A 17,411-nucleotide genomic window follows, 5' to 3' on the forward strand; every position below is an offset into this window, starting at 1 on the left:
CCGGCGAACCATTCCGCACCACGCCGCAGGATCGTCGGCACAACGGCAATCGATTCGACGTTGTTCACCGTGGTCGGCAGACCATAGAGGCCCGCGCCCGCCGGGAACGGCGGCTTCAAGCGCGGCTGACCCTTGCGGCCTTCCAGCGATTCGATCAGCGCCGTTTCTTCGCCGCAGATGTAAGCGCCCGCGCCGCGATGGACGTAGAGATCGAAATCCCAGCCCGAGCCGCACGCATTCTTGCCGATCAACCCGGCGGCATAGGCTTCCTCAATCGCGCGCTCAAGGTTATTCCCCTCAAGCCAAAACTCGCCGCGAATGTAGATGTAGCAAGCCTTCGCCCCAATGGCGAAAGACGCGATCAAGCAACCTTCGATCAGCTTATGCGGATCATGGCGCATAATTTCGCGGTCTTTGCAGGTGCCCGGCTCGCCCTCATCGGCATTGACGACGAGATAGTGCTGACGATCCGAGGCTTTGGGCATGAAAGACCATTTCATGCCCGTCGAGAAACCTGCCCCGCCGCGCCCGCGCAGGCCCGACTTTTTGGTTTCGTCGATAATCCACTCACGGCCCTTCTCCAGAATGGCTTTAGTGCCATCCCAATCGCCGCGCGCTTGCGCCCCGGCGAGGCCGAAATCTTGGATACCGTAGAGATTGGTGAAAATCCGGTCCTGGTCGCGCAACATTACGAGGGCTCCTTCTTACCGGCGGGAAGATCGGTCAGCGACGTGAGGCCGCCCAGCGGCGCCGCGCGGATTCGGCCATTCTGCGGCCCCGTCGCGGGCTTCTGCCCGGCCTTCAAGGCTTGCAGCACGTTGGCGGTGCTGGCTTCGTCGAGATCTTCATAGAAATCATCGTTGATCTGCACCATTGGCGCGTTCACGCAGGCCCCGAGGCATTCGACTTCGATCAAGGTGAACTGGCCGTCTGCCGTGGTTTCCCCAAGATCGATGCCGAGTTCCTTTTTGCAGGCGTGGACCACTTGGTCCGAGCCGCGCAACCAGCAGGGCGTCGTCGTGCAAACCTGCACGAAATGCTTCCCGACGGGCTTCAAGTTGAACATCGTGTAGAAGCTGGCGACTTCATACACGCGCATCGGCGGCATTTCGAGCACCTTGGCCACGTGATCCATCGCCACGCGCGGCAACCAGCCCCCGGCTTGGCGTTGCGCCAAATCCAGCAGCGGAATAACGGCGCTGGCTTCGCGGCCCGCCGGATATTTCGCAATCAGCTTTTTCGCGGTCGCTTGGTTTTCCGGCGAGAAGGTGAACTCGGTCGGCTCATGCATATGGGCGGGAAGAGAAGCGCTGCTCATCGATCAATCTCACCAAAAACGATATCCAGCGAGCCGATAATCGCAACCGCATCGGCCAGCATGTGCCCCTTGGAGAGGAAATCCATCGCCTGAAGGAAGGCGAACCCCGGCGCGCGGATTTTGCAGCGATAGGGCTTATTCGTGCCATCGGCGATCAAATACACGCCAAACTCACCCTTCGGGGCTTCGACCGCCGCATAGGTTTGCCCGGCGGGCACATGATAGCCTTCGGTATAGAGCTTGAAGTGATGGATGAGGGCTTCCATCGACTGTTTCATCGCGCCCCGGCTGGGCGGCGCAATCTTACCGTCGGTGGTCATCACCGGGCCGTCGGGAATGCGCGCGATGCACTGTTTGATCAGGCGTAGCGACTGCTTCATTTCCTCGATACGGACAAGATAGCGATCATAGCAGTCGCCATTCTTGCCAATGGGAATATCGAAATCGAGTTCGCCATAGACTTCATAGGGCTGGCTCTTGCGCAGATCCCAGGCAATCCCCGAAGCACGCAGCACCGGCCCGGTCATGCCCCAGGCGTAGCATTCATCCGCCGTAATCACGCCGATATCGACTGTGCGCTGCTTGAAGATGCGGTTGTTGGTCAACAGCCCTTCGATATCGTCCAGCAGCGCGGGCATGTGATCGACCCACGCGCCAATATCATCCAGCAAGCCGGCCGGAATATCCTGATGCACGCCGCCGACGCGGAAATAATTGGCGTGCAGGCGCGCGCCGCAGGCCCGCTCGTAGAACTCCATCACCTTTTCCCGTTCCTCGAAAGCCCAGAGGATCGGGGTTAGCGCACCCACGTCGAGCGCGTAGGTGGTGAGGTTCAGCAGATGGTTGCCAATACGGCCGATTTCATTGAACAGCACGCGGATGTACTGGGCGCGTTTCGGAATGTCGATGCCCAGCAGCTTTTCGGTCGCCAGCGCAAACGCGTGTTCCTGGTTCATCGGGGCTACGTAATCGAGCCGGTCGAAATAGGGCAGCGCCTGGGTGTAGGTCTTATATTCGATCAGCTTTTCAGTGCCGCGATGCAGCAGGCCGATGTGCGGATCGGCGCGTTCGACGACTTCGCCATCCATTTCCAGAACGAGGCGGAGCACCCCGTGAGCCGCAGGATGCTGCGGCCCGAAGTTCATGGTGTAATTTTCGATCTTAACGTCAGCCATGCCCCGCTCCCCCTAACCGTTCTGCGTGGCCTTCTCGTCGCCCGGCAGTAAGGGGCGCGTCGGCGTCATCCCTTCCCACGGCGACAAGAAGTCGAAGCTACGGAAATCCTGCGTCAGTTTCACCGGCTCGTAGACGACGCGCTTTTGCTCTTCGTCGTAGCGCAGTTCGACATAGCCCGTGAGCGGGAAGTCTTTGCGTAACGGATGCCCCTCGAACCCGTAATCGGTGAGGATGCGGCGCAGGTCCGGGTGCCCGGCGAAGAAAATACCGTACATGTCCCAGGCCTCGCGCTCGTACCAGCCGGCGGAGGGCCAGAGGCCGGTTGCCGAAGGAACGGCGGTCGCATCATCCACGGCCAAGCGCACGCGCACGCGGCGGTTCGTCTTCAGGCTGAGCAGGTGATAGACCACATCGAAGCGCAGGTCGCGTTCCGGGAAATCCACCCCGCAAATGTCCACGCAAGATTTAAACAGGCAGGCGGGATCGTCGCGCAAAAACGCTAGCAGGGTTAAAACCCCGTCCGGCGTGGTGCTCAGCGTTAGCTCGCCCCCCGCAAGATCAACCGCGCTAACGGCAGCGCTGCAATGTTGCCCAACATGCGCGCCGAACTGTTCCAGTGTTTCGACCATTCGAACCCATCCGTATGAAAGCTTTGCGCTTCATTTATTGACCCTAGCAGTGGATTATCCCCGCCAGGACAAGGCTTTATCGCGTAAAGCTACGCGTCCGCTTAATCTTTTTCTGCAGTTGCAGAATGCCATAGAGCAAGGCTTCGGCCGTCGGCGGGCACCCCGGAACATAGATATCGACCGGAACGATCCGATCGCACCCGCGCACGACTGAATAGGAATAATGGTAGTAGCCGCCACCATTGGCGCAGGATCCCATCGAGATCACCCAGCGCGGTTCGGCCATCTGGTCGTACACTTTGCGCAAGGCCGGGGCCATTTTGTTGGTCAGCGTACCCGCGACGATCATCACATCGGACTGGCGCGGGCTGGGCCGGAAGACAATACCGAAACGGTCAAGATCATAACGGCTACAGCCGGTGTGGATCATCTCGACGGCACAGCAGGCGAGCCCGAAGGTCATCGGCCAGAGCGAGCCCGTGCGCGCCCAGGCGACTAGCTTATCGAACTGGGCAACGACGAAGCCCTTATCCTCAAGCTCATGGGTGACATTGCCCAGTAGGAGATCTTGATCGGCGCCCGGCGCCAGAACATCGATCTCTTTGCGGGGTTGCGGAACCATCACTCCCATTCCAGAGCCCCCTTCTTCCATTCGTAAATGAAGCCAACGGTGAGAACGCCGAGGAAGGTCATCATCGACCAGAACCCGTAGCTCCCAATATCCTTCAAGGAGATAGCCCAGGGAAACAGGAAGGCAATTTCCAGATCGAAAATGATGAAGAGAATGGCAACGAGGTAAAAGCGCACGTCAAACTTGCTGCGCGCATCATCGAACGCCTCAAAGCCGCACTCGTAGGCGGAGACTTTTTCCGGATCTGGGTTTTGCGCCGCAACAAGGCGCGAGGCGATCAGCATCACGGCCGTCAGGCCAATGGCGATGCCCAGGAACACCATGATCGGTAAATATTCGGCGAGCAGTGCATTCATTTTACAAAGACCCCCTCCGTTCCTCGGGAACGGCGCGGCTATACCCCCCTTCGGCGCAGGGTGCAAGGCAATATCCAAACCCTCGGCTTGGCTTGCCCGCACTGCGGGAGGCGACGGCGCCACTATAGGCATGGCTCCCGCCTGTGAAAAGCCCTCGTGCAGCAATTGCGGCAAAAAAGCGGCCTGCCCCGGCAAGGATCACAGGGTTCGGCAAGGGATTGGCAGAAAACAAAAAACCGCCTCCGGGAGGGAGGCGGTTTTTTTGATGGCGGGAGTGACGGGGCTCGAACCCGCGACCTTCGGCGTGACAGGCCGACGCTCTAACCAACTGAGCTACACCCCCACAGGAAACCTTGTGAAGGACTTGTTGAATGGCGGGAGTGACGGGGCTCGAACCCGCGACCTCCGGCGTGACAGGCCGGCGCTCTAACCAACTGAGCTACACCCCCACGCAGCAAGTGGAGGGGTTGATACGATCCAGCGGGGGCAGTGTCAAGCGCTCAAAATCGCAAAAGGTAGCATCCCTGGATAAGTTTTTTAAACACAGCCCCTTCAGGCGCAAGAAAGCGCCAAGAGCTTCAGGGCTCCCAAAAACAAAAACCCCGGCCTAAGGGCCAGGGCTTTGAAATTTGTCTCCCAAAAAGGAAGATAATGGTGGGCGGTGAGGGGATTGAACCCCCGACCCTCTCGGTGTAAACGAGACGCTCTACCGCTGAGCTAACCGCCCATCGCGCACTAACGGCGCTTTGTCTGCTGTCGAATACTCAATTCTGCCTTAAATAGTCAAGGGCTACCCATGGGGTAGCCCTTACTATTTTTGCAGAATGCGCGCGCTATTCGTTAACGGCGTCGCGCAACCCCTTACCAGCCTTAAACTTGGGCTGCTTCGAGGCTGAGATTTGAATCTTTTCCCCGGTGCGCGGATTACGGCCTTCACTTGCCGCCCGTTCGGACACGGCAAAGGTACCGAAACCAACCAGGCGAACTTCATCCCCGGCTTTCAGGGCACCCGTAATGGCATCGAACACGGCGTCGATCGCTTTCGCGGAATCTTGTTTAGACAAACCAGTAGCTTCTGCGACCGAAGCGACGAGATCGTTTTTATTCACGTTGAGCCCCCTCATCAGGACGGTTCGATATTGTCCCAAGCCGCCAACCTAGCGACCCAGGATTAAGGCAAATCGTTGGCGGACTTTAGACTGCGTTCCTGCGGTCCGTCAATGGGTGGAAATCGGTGAAACCCCTGTAAAAGTGAGAAAAACGCGCCCGACGAGGGGTTTTCGCGGGCGCGTTCTGTGACAAATTGCAGTTCGGGTTAACAATGATGCTTAATGGGCAATCATTCCCGTCGCAGCGGGCACATCCGCCTTGGGCGGCGTGGCCGGTACTTCTTCTTCTGCCGGGAGCGGAATAGGAACACTCACGAGCGCCCGCTCCAGCACCTGTTCCACGGTCGAGACGGGGATGATCTCCAACCCCTTCTTTACGTTATCGGGAATTTCGGCCAGATCTTTCGCATTATCCTGCGGAATCAGAACGATTTTAAGGCCGCCCCGCAGTGCCGCCAGCAGCTTTTCCTTCAAGCCGCCGATGGGAAGCACCCGGCCGCGCAGCGTTACTTCGCCCGTCATCGCCACATCTTTGCGTATGGGAATGCCGGTGAGCACCGAGACGATCGAAGTGACCATCGCAATCCCGGCCGACGGGCCATCCTTCGGCGTCGCCCCTTCCGGGACGTGCACATGGATATCGCGTTTTTCCAGCACGGTTTGCTTGATGCCATAGGCGGCAGCGCGCGATTTCACGAAGCTTTCGGCGGCTTGCACCGACTCCTTCATCACGTCGCCCAGTTTGCCGGTGGCGATGACCTTGCCCTTGCCCGGCAGCGTAACCGATTCGATGGTTAGCAACTCGCCGCCCACTTCGGTCCAGGCCAGACCGGTGATAACGCCGACCTGATCTTCGCCCTCGGCTTCGCCGTAGCGGAAGCGCTTGATGCCTGCGTATTTTTCCAGATTGCGCCGGGTAATATGGAGCGATTTGGTTTTGCCCAGCAGGATTTCCTTCACGGATTTCCGCGCGAGGCTAAACAATTCGCGCTCCATGCTACGCACCCCAGCTTCCCGGGTGTAGTAGCGGACGAGATCGCGCAAGGCTTCATCGGATACCGACCATTCTTCCTTCTTCAACCCATGATCCTTCATGGCCTTCGGAAGCAAGTGACGGCGGCAGATCTCGATCTTCTCATCCTCGGTGTACCCAGGGATGCGGATGATCTCCATACGGTCCAGCAGCGGCTGCGGCATGCGCAGGCTGTTGGCCGTGGTGACGAACATCACGTCCGACAGATCGTAATCGACTTCCAGGTAATGATCGCTGAAGGTCGAATTCTGTTCGGGGTCCAGCACTTCGAGCAGGGCCGAGGCCGGGTCGCCGCGCCAGTCCGAGCCCATCTTGTCTACTTCATCAAGAAGGAACAGCGGGTTCGACGTTTTCGCCTTCTTCATCCCCTGCACAATCTTGCCGGGCATGGAGCCGATGTAGGTGCGGCGATGGCCACGGATTTCGGACTCGTCGCGAACACCGCCCAAGGCCATGCGCACGAAGTTCCGACCGGTTGCCTTGGCGATGGATTTACCAAGCGAGGTTTTCCCCACGCCGGGAGGGCCGACGAGGCAGAGAATCGGGCCTTTGATCTTGGCGATGCGCAATTGCACAGCGAGATATTCGACGATGCGCTCTTTGACCTTATCCAGACCGTAATGGTCCGTATCCAGCACTTTTTGCGCTTCCTTCAGGTCGCGCTTCACGCGGGAGCGCTGCTTCCAAGGAATCGTCAAGATCCAGTCGAGGTAATTGCGCACGACGGTCGATTCGGCGGACATGGGCGACATGGAGCGCAGCTTTTTAAGCTCCGCCATCGCCTTATCACGCGCTTCGACCGAAAGCTTCACCTTCTTGATGCGCTCTTCGAACTCGGCGGCCTCATCGCGACCATCCTCGCCCTCGCCCAGTTCTTTCTGGATCGCCTTGAGCTGCTCGTTCAGGTAATACTCGCGCTGAGTTTTCTCCATCTGCCGCTTGACGCGGTTGCGGATGCGCTTTTCGACCTGCAGAACGCCGATCTCGCCTTCCATGAAGCCATAGATCCGTTCCAGCCGCTCGGTGAGCGACGTGAGTTCCAGCAGTTGCTGCTTTTCGGGGATCTTCAGCGCCAGATGCGAGGCGATGGTATCGGCCAGCTTGCTCGGCTCTTCGATCTGATTGACCGAGACCAGCACTTCCGGCGGAATTTTTTTGTTGAGCTTCAGATATTGCTCGAACTGCCCCACCACCGCGCGCCCAAGGGCTTCGATTTCCGGGGTTTCATCTTCGGTCTCAGTCACCGGATGGGCGACCGCTTGGAAGAAGTCGGCATTCTCGGTAAAGCTGTCGATGCGGGCGCGCGATACGCCCTCCACCAGCACTTTTACCGTTTTATCCGGCAGTTTCAGCAATTGCAGAACCGTGGCAACGGTTCCAATTTCATAGAGATCGGCGGCAGTCGGATCGTCTTGAGACGCATTTTTTTGCGTCACCAGAAGGATCTGCTTGTCCTCCCGCATCACATCTTCAAGCGCCCGAACGGATTTTTCGCGCCCTACAAAGAGCGGCACGATCATATGCGGGAAAACTACAATATCCCGCAAAGGAAGAACCGGGTATCGGGCCTCATGGGATTGGGTCATTCAACATTCACCCTAAACGGGTCCTGACACGCCAGGACTTTACAAGGTTAAGGTGGCACCCGGCGGGGCCGGGTTCAAGGGACTGTCATAATCGGGAGTATCCCCGATTACGCGCCAGCCCCCGTCTCCGCCTTCTTTTCGGCGTAGATGTAGAGCGGGGTTGCCCGACCCTCCACCACTTCCTTATTGATGACGATGCCGTCAACGTCGACATTGCCCGGCAGATCGAACATCGGCTCCAGCAGAATGCTTTCCATGATGGACCGCAGACCGCGCGCGCCGGTTTTCCGTTCGAGCGCCCGCCGCGCAACCGCCGATAGCGCGTCTTCGCTGAATTCCAGACGAACATCTTCCATATCGAAGAGCCGCTGATACTGTTTGAGCAGCGCATTCTTCGGCTTGGAGAGAATTTCCACCAGAGTGGCCTCGTCCAGATCATCCAGCGTCGCCACCACGGGCAAACGACCGATGAATTCCGGGATAAGGCCGAACTTCAGCAGATCTTCCGGTTCAACTTCGCGCAGGATTTGCCCCGTGCGCCGCTCGTCTGGCCCACGGACATCGGCGCCAAAGCCGATGGAGGTGCCTTTGGAGCGCTGACCGATAATCTTTTCAAGACCGGCAAAGGCCCCGCCGCAGATGAACAGAATATTGGTCGTATCCACTTGCAGGAATTCCTGCTGGGGATGCTTGCGCCCGCCCTGGGGCGGAACGGAAGCGACCGTGCCTTCCATAATCTTCAGCAGTGCCTGCTGCACGCCTTCGCCCGATACATCGCGCGTGATCGACGGATTGTCCGACTTGCGGGAAATCTTATCGACTTCATCGATGTAGACGATGCCGCGCTGCGCCCGTTCGACGTTATAATCGGCCGATTGCAGCAGCTTGAGAATGATGTTCTCGACGTCCTCACCCACGTAACCCGCTTCGGTTAGCGTGGTAGCGTCGGCCATCGTAAACGGCACGTCGAGAATGCGGGCCAGCGTTTGCGCCAGCAGCGTCTTCCCGCTCCCGGTCGGCCCGACCAGCAGAATATTCGACTTGGCAAGTTCCACGTCGTTATTCTTCTGGGCGTGCGCCAAGCGCTTGTAATGATTATGAACGGCAACCGACAGAACGCGCTTAGCGTGCTCCTGGCCAATAACATAATCGTCTAGCACACCGCGAATTTCGCGCGGCGTCGGCACCCCGTCCCGGCTTTTGACCAAGGTGGTCTTATGCTCTTCACGGATGATATCCATGCAGAGTTCGACGCATTCATCGCAGATGAACACTGTCGGTCCAGCGATCAGCTTGCGCACCTCATGCTGGCTCTTCCCGCAGAAGGAGCAATAAAGCGTATTCTTGCTGTCGCCGCTGCTTGCCCTGGTCATGCTAAACTCGCTTTCGCTCCCTCACCGCTCCTGCCGATCGACCGATCCCGCCCGAGTGCGCCCCGGCCTTTCGACGTCGAGAGGAGGATTTGCCATTGACAAAGCCATATTCCTCTTATCGTCCCGTCATTCAATATGAAGCGACGGCGGGGCGCAATCACCTTCTCGCAAGGTCGTACCGTCAAGACGCCTGCCCATCGCCCGTTTTGGGGCGAGCGGCAACGACTTGATCGATCAAGCCAAAGGTTTTGGCTTCTTCCGCGTCCATGAAATTGTCGCGTTCCATGGCCAGTTCAATCGTTTCCAGCGTTTGGCCGGTATGCTTGACGTAGATATCGTTCAGGCGTGCGCGGAGCTTTAGAATCTCGCGGGCTTGAATTTCGATATCGGTCGCCTGCCCCTGCGCGCCGCCCGAGGGCTGATGGACCATGATGCGAGCGTTAGGAAGCGCATAGCGCTTACCTTTCTCACCGGCGGCCAGCAACAGCGAGCCCATGCTAGCGGCTTGGCCTAGGCACATGGTGGTCACTTGCGGGCGGATGTACTGCATCGTGTCGTAGATCGACAGACCCGCCGAGACGTAGCCGCCCGGCGAGTTGATGTAGAAGCTGATTTCCTTGCTGGGATTTTCGGCTTCCAAAAACAGCAACTGCGCGCAAATCAAGCTGGCGACATGGTCATTGACCGGGCCGACCAGGAAAATGATGCGCTCTTTCAGCAGGCGGGAATAGATATCGAACGCGCGCTCGCCGCGAGCCGTTTGCTCGATCACCATCGGCACCAGCGTGTTCATCGTGAATTCGGTCGCGTCCCGCATGTATCCCTCTCAATCCGAACTAAGCGCCCCTCCAGAAACGAAAGGGCGGCCCTAGCCGCCCTTTCCCTGCCTTACTCGGCGTCAGCCTTCAGCAGTTCTTCGGGGGTTACGGTTTTATCCGTCACCTTGGCCGTGGTTAGAATATGGTCTACGACCTTGTCTTCGAAAATAGGGCCACGGATCTGCGTTATGGCATCCTGATTATTCGTGAAGAATTCAAGAACCTGACGCTCCTGACCCGGGTACTGGCGGGCAACATTGAAAATCGCGGCGCGCAGTTCCTGATCTTCGATCTGGATATTGTGCAAACGGCCGATTTCGGCCAGCAGCAACCCCAGACGAACCCGGCGATTGGCAATGCGCTTATACTCGTCGCGCACTTCCTCGTCCGACTTGCCTTCGAGCAGCGGATCATTTTCACCGGCAGCTTTGGCTTGTTCGAACTGGTTCCAGATCGCGTTGAATTCGGCCTCTTCCAGCGTCGGCGGTACGTCGAAGCTATGGGTGGTGTCGAGCTTATCGAGCAGCACGCGCTTGGCTTTCAAGCGACCGGCGGCGGCATATTCGCGCTCGATCTGGCCGCGAATGGCGGTCTTCAGCGCATCCAGGCTTTCAAGACCGAATGCCTTGGCGAAATCATCGGTCAGTTCAACCGTTTGCGGTTCGCGCAATTCTTTCACGGTCACGTCGAACGTTACCGCTTTGCCCTTCAGATTTTCAGCCTGATAGTCGGCCGGGAAGGTTACATTCAGAACCTTCTCGTCGCCCACTTTCGCGCCGATCAACTGATCTTCAAAGCCCGGAATGAACATGCCGGAGCCGAGCGTGAGATGGAAATCGGTGCCCGCACCGCCTTGGAAGGGCTCGCCCGCGTCTTTACCGACGAAATCGATCACCAGCGTATCGCCCGACTGGGCCGCACGATCTTCTTCCACCTTTTTGGTCGCGCGCGATTCGTTGCGCAGCTTATCCAAGCCCTTTTCCACGTCTTCATCGGCCACCGGCGCCGTCGGGCGCTCGATTTCCAGCGTGGCGAAATCGGCAACGGTGATTTCCGGAAGGATTTCAACGTCCATCGTGAATTGAACGCCCGATTCCAGCTCGAAGCTTTCCACATTCACCTTCGGTTGGAAGGCGGGGCGCAGGCCGCGCTCTTCAATCGCCTTCGACGAGGTTTGCTGAACGGTGGTTTCGAGAACTTCGCCCATCACCGAGCCGAGGTAGCGCTGACGCACGAGGTTCATCGGAACCTTGCCCGGACGGAAGCCCGGAACGCTGACTTTTTTTGCCAGTTCAGCCAGCTTTGCGTTCACCTGGGTTTCCAGGTAATCGGCCGGAACGGCAATTTTATATTGGCGCTTCAGGCCTTCGGCGAGGGTTTCAGTTACCTGCATGAACGGTGTTCCACTTATTCCTATTCGGCTCATCTCGACAGGTGCATCTTTGGTGAGCGAACTCCACTGCCCGAGGGAGTTCGCCCCGACGCACGCCGTATCGACATCGCGGGTTCAGGGCTGACCCAGCTAAACGGTTTCCCGCGGCCCGTCAAGGGACGCGCGCGCAACCCCGAAGCATTGCCGCCAAAAATTTGATGAAGATAAAGGTGGTGCGGGCGAAGGGACTTGAACCCCCACTCCTTGCGGAACTGGAACCTAAATCCAGCGCGTCTACCAATTCCACCACGCCCGCACAGCGGCGCGAAACATGCCTCTAAGCCTTGGCCCTGTCAATGGGGCGTAAAACAGAGGAACTCTACCTATGTGATTAATTAGGCTTTGCGGGCAAACGTCTCGCGGAAAGCGCTCAGCGCCAGCACGCGGTTTTCGCTATGGCGCGCCGCAGGTCCACAGCCCGAGCGCGGCTCGACCGTGAAGCGGTAATGAACGTGAGGAATGCCGCGCGAGTCCGTATCGACATAGATAACCTCGGCTTGGCCCGCGATTGAAACGAGTTCGCGTTGGCAAAAAATCGTCCCTGGCGCGATTTCGTTGGACGGTGCGCCGCCGAATAACCCTCGTCCGATCATAGCCGCTCTCCCGTCCTTGTCGTCCGCCCAAATGCGGTTTCGTCGTTGGCTAGGAGTACGTTACGACTGATTTATGGATTTGTCGCTTTAAAAAAAGCATCTAACCCTCATTCAGGAAGGGATTTTTCATAAAAATTGAGAAGAATATCAGGGAGTAACTCAATCAAATCCTCGGCGATCATTCCGGCATCGCGAAAGGCTGCCGCCGCGCTGGCGTGCAGCCAGACCGCCGCTTCAGCTGCTGCCCCGGCTGGGAACCCCTGTGCCAGCAAACCCACAATAAGCCCGGCCAAAACATCTCCTGATCCTGCCGTTGCAAGTGCCGGTAGGGCGTCTGCCTGCACACTCGTCAGGCCGTCCGGATGGGCGATGAGCGTATCAGGGCCTTTCAAGATAAGCGTTACCCCCAGCCAGCGCGCGGCGGCTTGGGCTTTCGCCAATCGTCCCGGCAGCGCTTCAATCGGCGTTCCGGCAAAAAGCCGTGAAAACTCACCTTCGTGAGGGGTTAGAATGCAGGGGCCGCTAAGGACACGGCGCAGAAACTCGGCTTCCCCCGCAAAGCTCGTTAGCGCGTCGGCGTCCAATACCAGCGGCTTCCCGGTCGCAGCGGCGGCCAAAACGGCGGCGCGCGTGGCGGGGCCACGGCCATTTCCAGGGCCGATTAAGAAGGCGGTCGCGCGCCGTTCCATGCAGGTTTCTGTCCAAGGGAGCGTCGAGATAAGCGTTCCAGGCCAATCGTTTAGGGGGTGTTCTGCAACTAATGAGACCAATCCCGCCCCCGCCCGCCGGGCCGCTCGGCTGGACAGAATGGCGGCACCGCTCATGCCACCCGCCGCCGGGTGCCCCGCGCGGATCATCGCCCAACCGCGCGTGAATTTATGGTCGTTGAGGCCGGGGGTTCGGAAGAAGCCTGACCAAAGAGCGGGATGATTGAGGCGGCAAGTGGGCCGGTCGGTCGGCAGGATCGCGGCGGGAATGCCAATATCACTTAGGCGAAGATCACCGCATAAGGCTTTGCCCGGCATAATAAAATGTCCCGGCTTAGAGCGGTGAAACGTGACCGTCAGCGCGGCCCGCGGAGCCCAATCGGGGACCTGCCCCGTGCTACCATCGAGCCCCGACGGAACATCGACCGCAACCAGCGGCACGGCGGTATGGCGCGCAAGCCAACGGCGGACGGGTGGCGGCAGCGGACGATTGAGACCGGCGCCGAAGAGCGCATCCACCAGCAGCGCCGCATCCCCTGCCGCCGGCCCGTCGCCCTCCCAGAGTGTCACCGGCCCCGTCCAACGCGCGGCGTGATCGGCAGCGGCCCCGGTGAGGCGCGCAGGCGGAACCAGCGATACCACACGAACCGGCCAGCCCCTCTCCGCCAGAACGCGCGCGGCGACCCAACCATCGCCGCCGTTATTGCCGGGGCCGCAGAGTACGAGAACCGGGCGTGGGCTCCAACGGTCGATAATCGCGTTCGCCACCGCCTCGCCAGCGCGGGCCATCAGAGTGCTCACCGGAATCCCCGCCGCCGCCGCTTTCGCATCCACCTGCGCCATTTGGGGGGCGGTATAAAGGTCGTGTGGCTCGAAAACGGTCAACTCAGGCCCTCCGCAAAAACCTATCGTCGCATGATGCGCCGAAATCTGCTTACCGCAATCATGGCGCACCCTAATTTTGCCGCGATGCGCCCGCAGAACAACGCCCGAGATAAGGAGATTAGACTTGGCCCTGCGGCATTGGATTTTTGCGCTATCGCTCACCCTTCCCGCGGGTGCCGCCCGCGCAGCCCCGCCCGAGGTGGATGCGCTGCTGGTACTGGCGGTCGATAGCTCGTCGAGCGTTGACCGGGCCGAGTTCGCCTTGCAGATGGAGGGGCTCGCGGCGGCATTCCGCGATACCGAGGTTCACGCCGCCATTGCCAGCGGCCCAAAACGCGCCGTTGCCATTGCGCTGATGGAATGGTCCGACCCAAGCTGGCAGCGCGTTGGGGTGCCGTGGCGCGTGGTGCGCAGCGCCGGAGACGCGCTGAAGCTCGCCGAGGAGATCGACACTACGCCGCGCCTCATCGACGGCGGCGGCACCGCTTTAGGCAATGCGCTGTCGGTCGCCGTCCGCATGATCCAAAGCGCGCCGTTTAAGACTGAGCGTAAGATTATCGATATTTCCGGCGACGGTGCGCAGAATCTCGGGCGGTCGCTTGCCCCCGTGCGCGCGGCGGCCCTGAAGGCTGGGATTACGCTGAACGGGCTCGCCATCGTCAATGAGGAGCCGGATTTAGAAGACTATTATCGCACGGCGCTTGTCGGCGGGCCGGAGTCCTTCGTGTTGCGCGCCGCCGATTATGCCGATTTTACGCAAGCCATCCGGCAAAAGCTGATTCGGGAGCTTTTGGTTCCGATCGCAAAAGCCCCGCAGCGCGCCCTTAGCGTGGCCGCCCTCGCGTCATTTGCGCCAGCAGAACGCCGGACAAGGTGAGAAGCCCGCCAATAAGATGATAGGTGTAGAGCGTTTCACCGAGGGCAAAGGTCGCAATCACCGCCGTGAAAATCGGCAAAAGGTTCATAAAGATGCTGCTACGATTCGCCCCGAGCCGCGCCACCGCCAACATCCATAAGATTGGCGCGAGAATCGAAATCGGCAGGGCCGAATAGAGAATGATCGGCACGGCCGCCATCGTCACCGGCAAGGTCGGCGTGATCAGATACAATGGCACGAGCACAAGAATCGCCGTCAAAATCTGAATATAAAGCGATGGCCATACCGGCACGGGTACCGCCCATCGCCGCAGCATCACACTGTAGAGAGCATAGCAAATCGCCCCGAACAGCATAATGGCGTCGCCCAGATGAAACCCGCCCGAAAGAATATTGAGCGGTTGCCCCTGCCCGATCAGCACCGACAGCCCCACCAGCGACAGCAGCCCACCCGCCGCTGTCGTCCACCCTGGCCTGTCGCCCAGCAGAATTGCGCTAAAGCCGAAGGTGATCAGCGGGACTAAGGACGCGATGATCCCCATGTTCGTCGCCGTCGTGGTTTGTGCGGCGTAATAAGCGCAGCCCTGGTAGAGGACCATCCCCAGCAGCCCAAGACCAGCGAGCTTGCCGATGTTCTGCCGGATAGCCGCCCGATGCTGCCAAAGCGCGCGAAAAACGAAGGGGAACAGCGCCAGAGCTGCCAAAACCCAGCGGTAGGCCATAATCGTTTCTGGATCGATCACCCCCACCGCCACCCGCATCACCACCGTATTGCCCGACCAGAGCAATACGGTGATCAGCGGAATGGCATAGTCGGTGGCGATTGCGCCTTTCACCGCCGCTAAGCCGAAACCGTTAAGTGCCGCTGTGCGCCAAGGCCCACGACTTCGCACGTAACGATCTGCCCTGGCTTCAGAAACACCGGCTCGGGCTTAATCCCCATGCCAACGCCGGGCGGCGTGCCGGTGACGATCAAATCGCCCGGCAGCAGCGTCATCATTTGGCTGAGATAGGCGATGATATGGGCGACGCCGAAAATCATCCGCGCCGTGGTGCCATTCTGATAGCGGTGCCCATCGACATCGCACCACAGGCTAAGGCCTTGCGGATCGGGAACCTCGTCGCGCGTGACCAACCAGGGGCCGACCGGGCAGAAGGTGTCGTGGCTCTTGCCCTTGGTCCATTGCCCGCCGCGTTCGGTTTGCAGATGGCGTTCCGACACATCATTGGTCGTGCAATAGCCCGCCACATAGTCGAGCGCCTCGGCCTCCGCGATATATTTCGCCCGGCGACCGATGACGACGCCCAGTTCAATTTCCCAGTCGGTCTTCAGCGAGCCACGCGGGATTTCGAGCGAATCGGTCGGCCCGCACAGCGACGAGGTGGCTTTTTGGAATACAATCGGCTCGGCGGGGGGCTTTAATCCGGCTTCCTCCGCGTGATCGGCGTAATTCAGACCGATGGCGATAATCTTGCCGGTTCCGGCAAAGGGCACGCCAAGGCGCGTTTCGGCGGGCACCACCGGCAGCGGCGCAAGATTAAGGCGGCGCAAAGCATCCAACCCGGAATCGGATAAAACCGAATGGCTGATATCGGGAATGACCGACGAGAGATCGCGAATTGCGCCGTTTTGATCCAAAATCCCCGGCTTTTCGCGCCCATCCAGGCCCCAGCGTACCAGCTTCATCCCGTCTCTCCTTTTTTAATAATCCGTCAACGATCTTGCGCAGCGCCTTGTGAACAGGAAAGATGCCCCACCCTTCCGTAACCACAAGGATTCCTGTGACTTTGGCCGAAACCGCCGCCCCGTTGGAAGATTTGCCCGCCCCGTCCCTCGGTCTGCCGCGTATTCGTGTGATGATCGTCAATTATAACGGTGGAAGCGACCTCGCCCGCTGCATTGCTGCCCTGCTTGCACAAAGCTTGCGCGATTTCGAAGCGGTGATTGTCGATAACGGCTCGATTGATGGCTCGCTGGAAGATTTGCCGAATGATCCACGGCTGACCATCCTGCGCATGGGAAAGAACCTAGGCTTCGCCGCCGGGAACAATCAGGCCGCCGCCGGGGCGGCTGCCCCCTGGCTCGTGATGTTGAATCCCGATGCTTTCCCCGCCTCCGACTGGCTGGAACTGCTGCTCGACGAAGCCGCGCTGCACGGCGAGTATGCCGCCTTCGGCTCGACCCAAGTGATGAGCGCCGATCCCAGCCGCGCCGATGGCTTGGGCGATTGCTTCTCCCCCTACGGTTTTGCTTGGCGCGGAGGCTGCCGCAAACCCCTGCCCGTACCCGTGCCCGCCGGAGAGAGTTTCGCCGCCTGCGCCGCCGCGATGATGATTCGCCGCGATTGGTTCGAGCGGCTCGGCGGCTTCGATGAGCGTTTCTTCTGTTATGGCGAAGATGTGGACCTCTGCTTCCGCCTGCGCCTTGCGGGCGGGCGCGTCTGGCAGTCCAACCGCGCGCGCGTCGAGCATGTCGGCAGCGCCGCGTCCGGCGGGGCGCATAGCGTGTTTTCGCTCTACCACGGCTACCGTAATCAGATATGGCTGATTGCCAAGAATATGCCGGGGCCGATCTTGGTGGTGACGCTGCTGACCTATCTGCCGCTGCTGCTGCTGCGCTGCTTGCTACTGAAAAAGCCGGGGGCGATTTGGGTCGTACTGAAGGCAACCTTCGACGGGTTCAAAGGCCTCAGGGCCTTCTGGCCGGACCGGCAGAAGCTCCAGGGTGAGCGCAAAGCCTCGACCTTGGCGATTGCGCGTATGTTGAGTTGGAGCCCGATGGCCCTGCTTCAGCGGCGGGCGAAGTTACTAAAGGGGTGAGGCCCATACGCTTGCAATAAATGCTAGCGCTCTCTATCCTCTGTATATGAACAACAAGCACCGGAAAAC

The 17,411-nt window shown here is 59.5% G+C and carries 17 protein-coding genes and 4 tRNA genes; 2 read left to right on the forward strand and 19 right to left on the reverse strand.

Annotated features, from left to right (window positions below; all coding sequences use genetic code 11):
• From nuoF to ACIQ36_RS10335, 17 genes are all read right to left on the reverse strand, one after another.
• Nucleotides 1-689, reverse strand: a 689-nt coding sequence (gene nuoF, locus ACIQ36_RS10255; RefSeq protein ID WP_395828857.1) for an NADH-quinone oxidoreductase subunit NuoF, incomplete at its 3' end; no start/stop codon positions are given.
• The gene (gene nuoE / locus ACIQ36_RS10260) at nt 689-1,318 is read right to left on the reverse strand and encodes an NADH-quinone oxidoreductase subunit NuoE (protein ID WP_395828859.1); all 630 of its coding nucleotides are present in this window, start codon (nt 1,316-1,318) and stop codon (nt 689-691) included. The genes nuoF and nuoE, both read right to left, overlap by 1 nt.
• Entirely contained in the window at nt 1,315-2,493 is a 1,179-nt protein-coding gene (locus ACIQ36_RS10265) for an NADH-quinone oxidoreductase subunit D (RefSeq protein ID WP_395828861.1), read from the reverse strand. The genes nuoE and ACIQ36_RS10265 overlap by 4 nt, the downstream gene beginning before the upstream one ends.
• Nucleotides 2,494-2,505: 12 nt before the next feature.
• Nucleotides 2,506-3,123 carry an NADH-quinone oxidoreductase subunit C gene (locus ACIQ36_RS10270; RefSeq protein ID WP_395828863.1) on the reverse strand — a complete coding sequence of 206 codons (618 nt, stop codon included), beginning with the start codon at nt 3,121-3,123 and terminating at the stop codon, nt 2,506-2,508.
• Nucleotides 3,124-3,199: 76 nt separating this feature from the next.
• Nucleotides 3,200-3,754: a NuoB/complex I 20 kDa subunit family protein gene (locus tag ACIQ36_RS10275; protein WP_395828865.1), complete on the reverse strand. Its 555-nt coding sequence runs from the start codon at nt 3,752-3,754 to the stop codon at nt 3,200-3,202.
• A complete protein-coding gene (locus tag ACIQ36_RS10280) occupies nt 3,745-4,110 on the reverse strand; it encodes an NADH-quinone oxidoreductase subunit A (RefSeq protein WP_395828867.1) in 366 nt (121 codons plus the stop codon). The genes ACIQ36_RS10275 and ACIQ36_RS10280 overlap by 10 nt, the downstream gene beginning before the upstream one ends.
• Nucleotides 4,111-4,376: 266 nt before the next feature.
• Nucleotides 4,377-4,453 (reverse strand) — tRNA-Asp (locus ACIQ36_RS10285).
• Between the two features lie 29 nt (nt 4,454-4,482).
• A tRNA-Asp gene (locus ACIQ36_RS10290) sits at nt 4,483-4,559 on the reverse strand.
• A gap of 203 nt (nt 4,560-4,762) precedes the next feature.
• Nucleotides 4,763-4,837, reverse strand: a tRNA-Val gene (locus tag ACIQ36_RS10295).
• Between the two features lie 106 nt (nt 4,838-4,943).
• Entirely contained in the window at nt 4,944-5,234 is a 291-nt protein-coding gene (locus tag ACIQ36_RS10300) for an HU family DNA-binding protein (protein ID WP_395828869.1), read from the reverse strand.
• 204 nt (nt 5,235-5,438) lie between these two features.
• Nucleotides 5,439-7,838, reverse strand: coding sequence for an endopeptidase La (gene lon, locus ACIQ36_RS10305; RefSeq protein WP_395828871.1), 2,400 nt, complete (start codon nt 7,836-7,838; stop codon nt 5,439-5,441).
• Nucleotides 7,839-7,945: 107 nt separating this feature from the next.
• Complete coding sequence (gene clpX / locus ACIQ36_RS10310; RefSeq protein ID WP_395828873.1) at nt 7,946-9,211, reverse strand: ATP-dependent Clp protease ATP-binding subunit ClpX; 1,266 nt, start codon at nt 9,209-9,211, stop codon at nt 7,946-7,948.
• 181 nt (nt 9,212-9,392) lie between these two features.
• Complete coding sequence (gene clpP, locus ACIQ36_RS10315; protein ID WP_395828875.1) at nt 9,393-10,028, reverse strand: ATP-dependent Clp endopeptidase proteolytic subunit ClpP; 636 nt, start codon at nt 10,026-10,028, stop codon at nt 9,393-9,395.
• 71 nt (nt 10,029-10,099) lie between these two features.
• Complete coding sequence (gene tig / locus ACIQ36_RS10320; RefSeq protein WP_395828877.1) at nt 10,100-11,422, reverse strand: trigger factor; 1,323 nt, start codon at nt 11,420-11,422, stop codon at nt 10,100-10,102.
• A 210-nt stretch (nt 11,423-11,632) separates the two neighbouring features.
• A tRNA-Leu gene (locus ACIQ36_RS10325) sits at nt 11,633-11,717 on the reverse strand.
• Nucleotides 11,718-11,796: 79 nt separating this feature from the next.
• Nucleotides 11,797-12,054, reverse strand: coding sequence for a hypothetical protein (locus ACIQ36_RS10330; protein ID WP_395828879.1), 258 nt, complete (start codon nt 12,052-12,054; stop codon nt 11,797-11,799).
• Between the two features lie 107 nt (nt 12,055-12,161).
• Nucleotides 12,162-13,646, reverse strand: coding sequence for an NAD(P)H-hydrate dehydratase (locus ACIQ36_RS10335; protein WP_395828881.1), 1,485 nt, complete (start codon nt 13,644-13,646; stop codon nt 12,162-12,164).
• Nucleotides 13,647-13,770: 124 nt separating this feature from the next.
• Between ACIQ36_RS10335 and ACIQ36_RS10340 the strand changes: the two genes are divergently transcribed.
• Complete coding sequence (locus tag ACIQ36_RS10340) at nt 13,771-14,523, forward strand: DUF1194 domain-containing protein (protein WP_395828883.1); 753 nt, start codon at nt 13,771-13,773, stop codon at nt 14,521-14,523.
• Here ACIQ36_RS10340 and ACIQ36_RS10345 read toward each other — a convergent pair.
• Both ACIQ36_RS10345 and ACIQ36_RS10350 read right to left on the reverse strand, forming a co-directional pair.
• Nucleotides 14,471-15,358 (reverse strand): DMT family transporter, encoded by an 888-nt coding sequence (locus tag ACIQ36_RS10345; RefSeq protein ID WP_395828885.1) that lies wholly within the window; start codon nt 15,356-15,358, stop codon nt 14,471-14,473. The genes ACIQ36_RS10340 and ACIQ36_RS10345 overlap by 53 nt on opposite strands.
• Before the next feature lie 5 nt (nt 15,359-15,363).
• Nucleotides 15,364-16,209: a fumarylacetoacetate hydrolase family protein gene (locus ACIQ36_RS10350; RefSeq protein WP_395828887.1), complete on the reverse strand. Its 846-nt coding sequence runs from the start codon at nt 16,207-16,209 to the stop codon at nt 15,364-15,366.
• A gap of 62 nt (nt 16,210-16,271) precedes the next feature.
• Between ACIQ36_RS10350 and ACIQ36_RS10355 the strand changes: the two genes are divergently transcribed.
• On the forward strand, nt 16,272-17,342 hold the full coding sequence (locus ACIQ36_RS10355; RefSeq protein ID WP_395828889.1) for a glycosyltransferase family 2 protein: 1,071 nt from the start codon (nt 16,272-16,274) through the stop codon (nt 17,340-17,342).
• Nucleotides 17,343-17,411: the final 69 nt, after the last annotated feature.

The sequence above is a fragment of the Elstera sp. genome (genome assembly GCF_044372965.1).
In the GTDB taxonomy this organism is placed as follows: domain Bacteria; phylum Pseudomonadota; class Alphaproteobacteria; order Elsterales; family Elsteraceae; genus Elstera.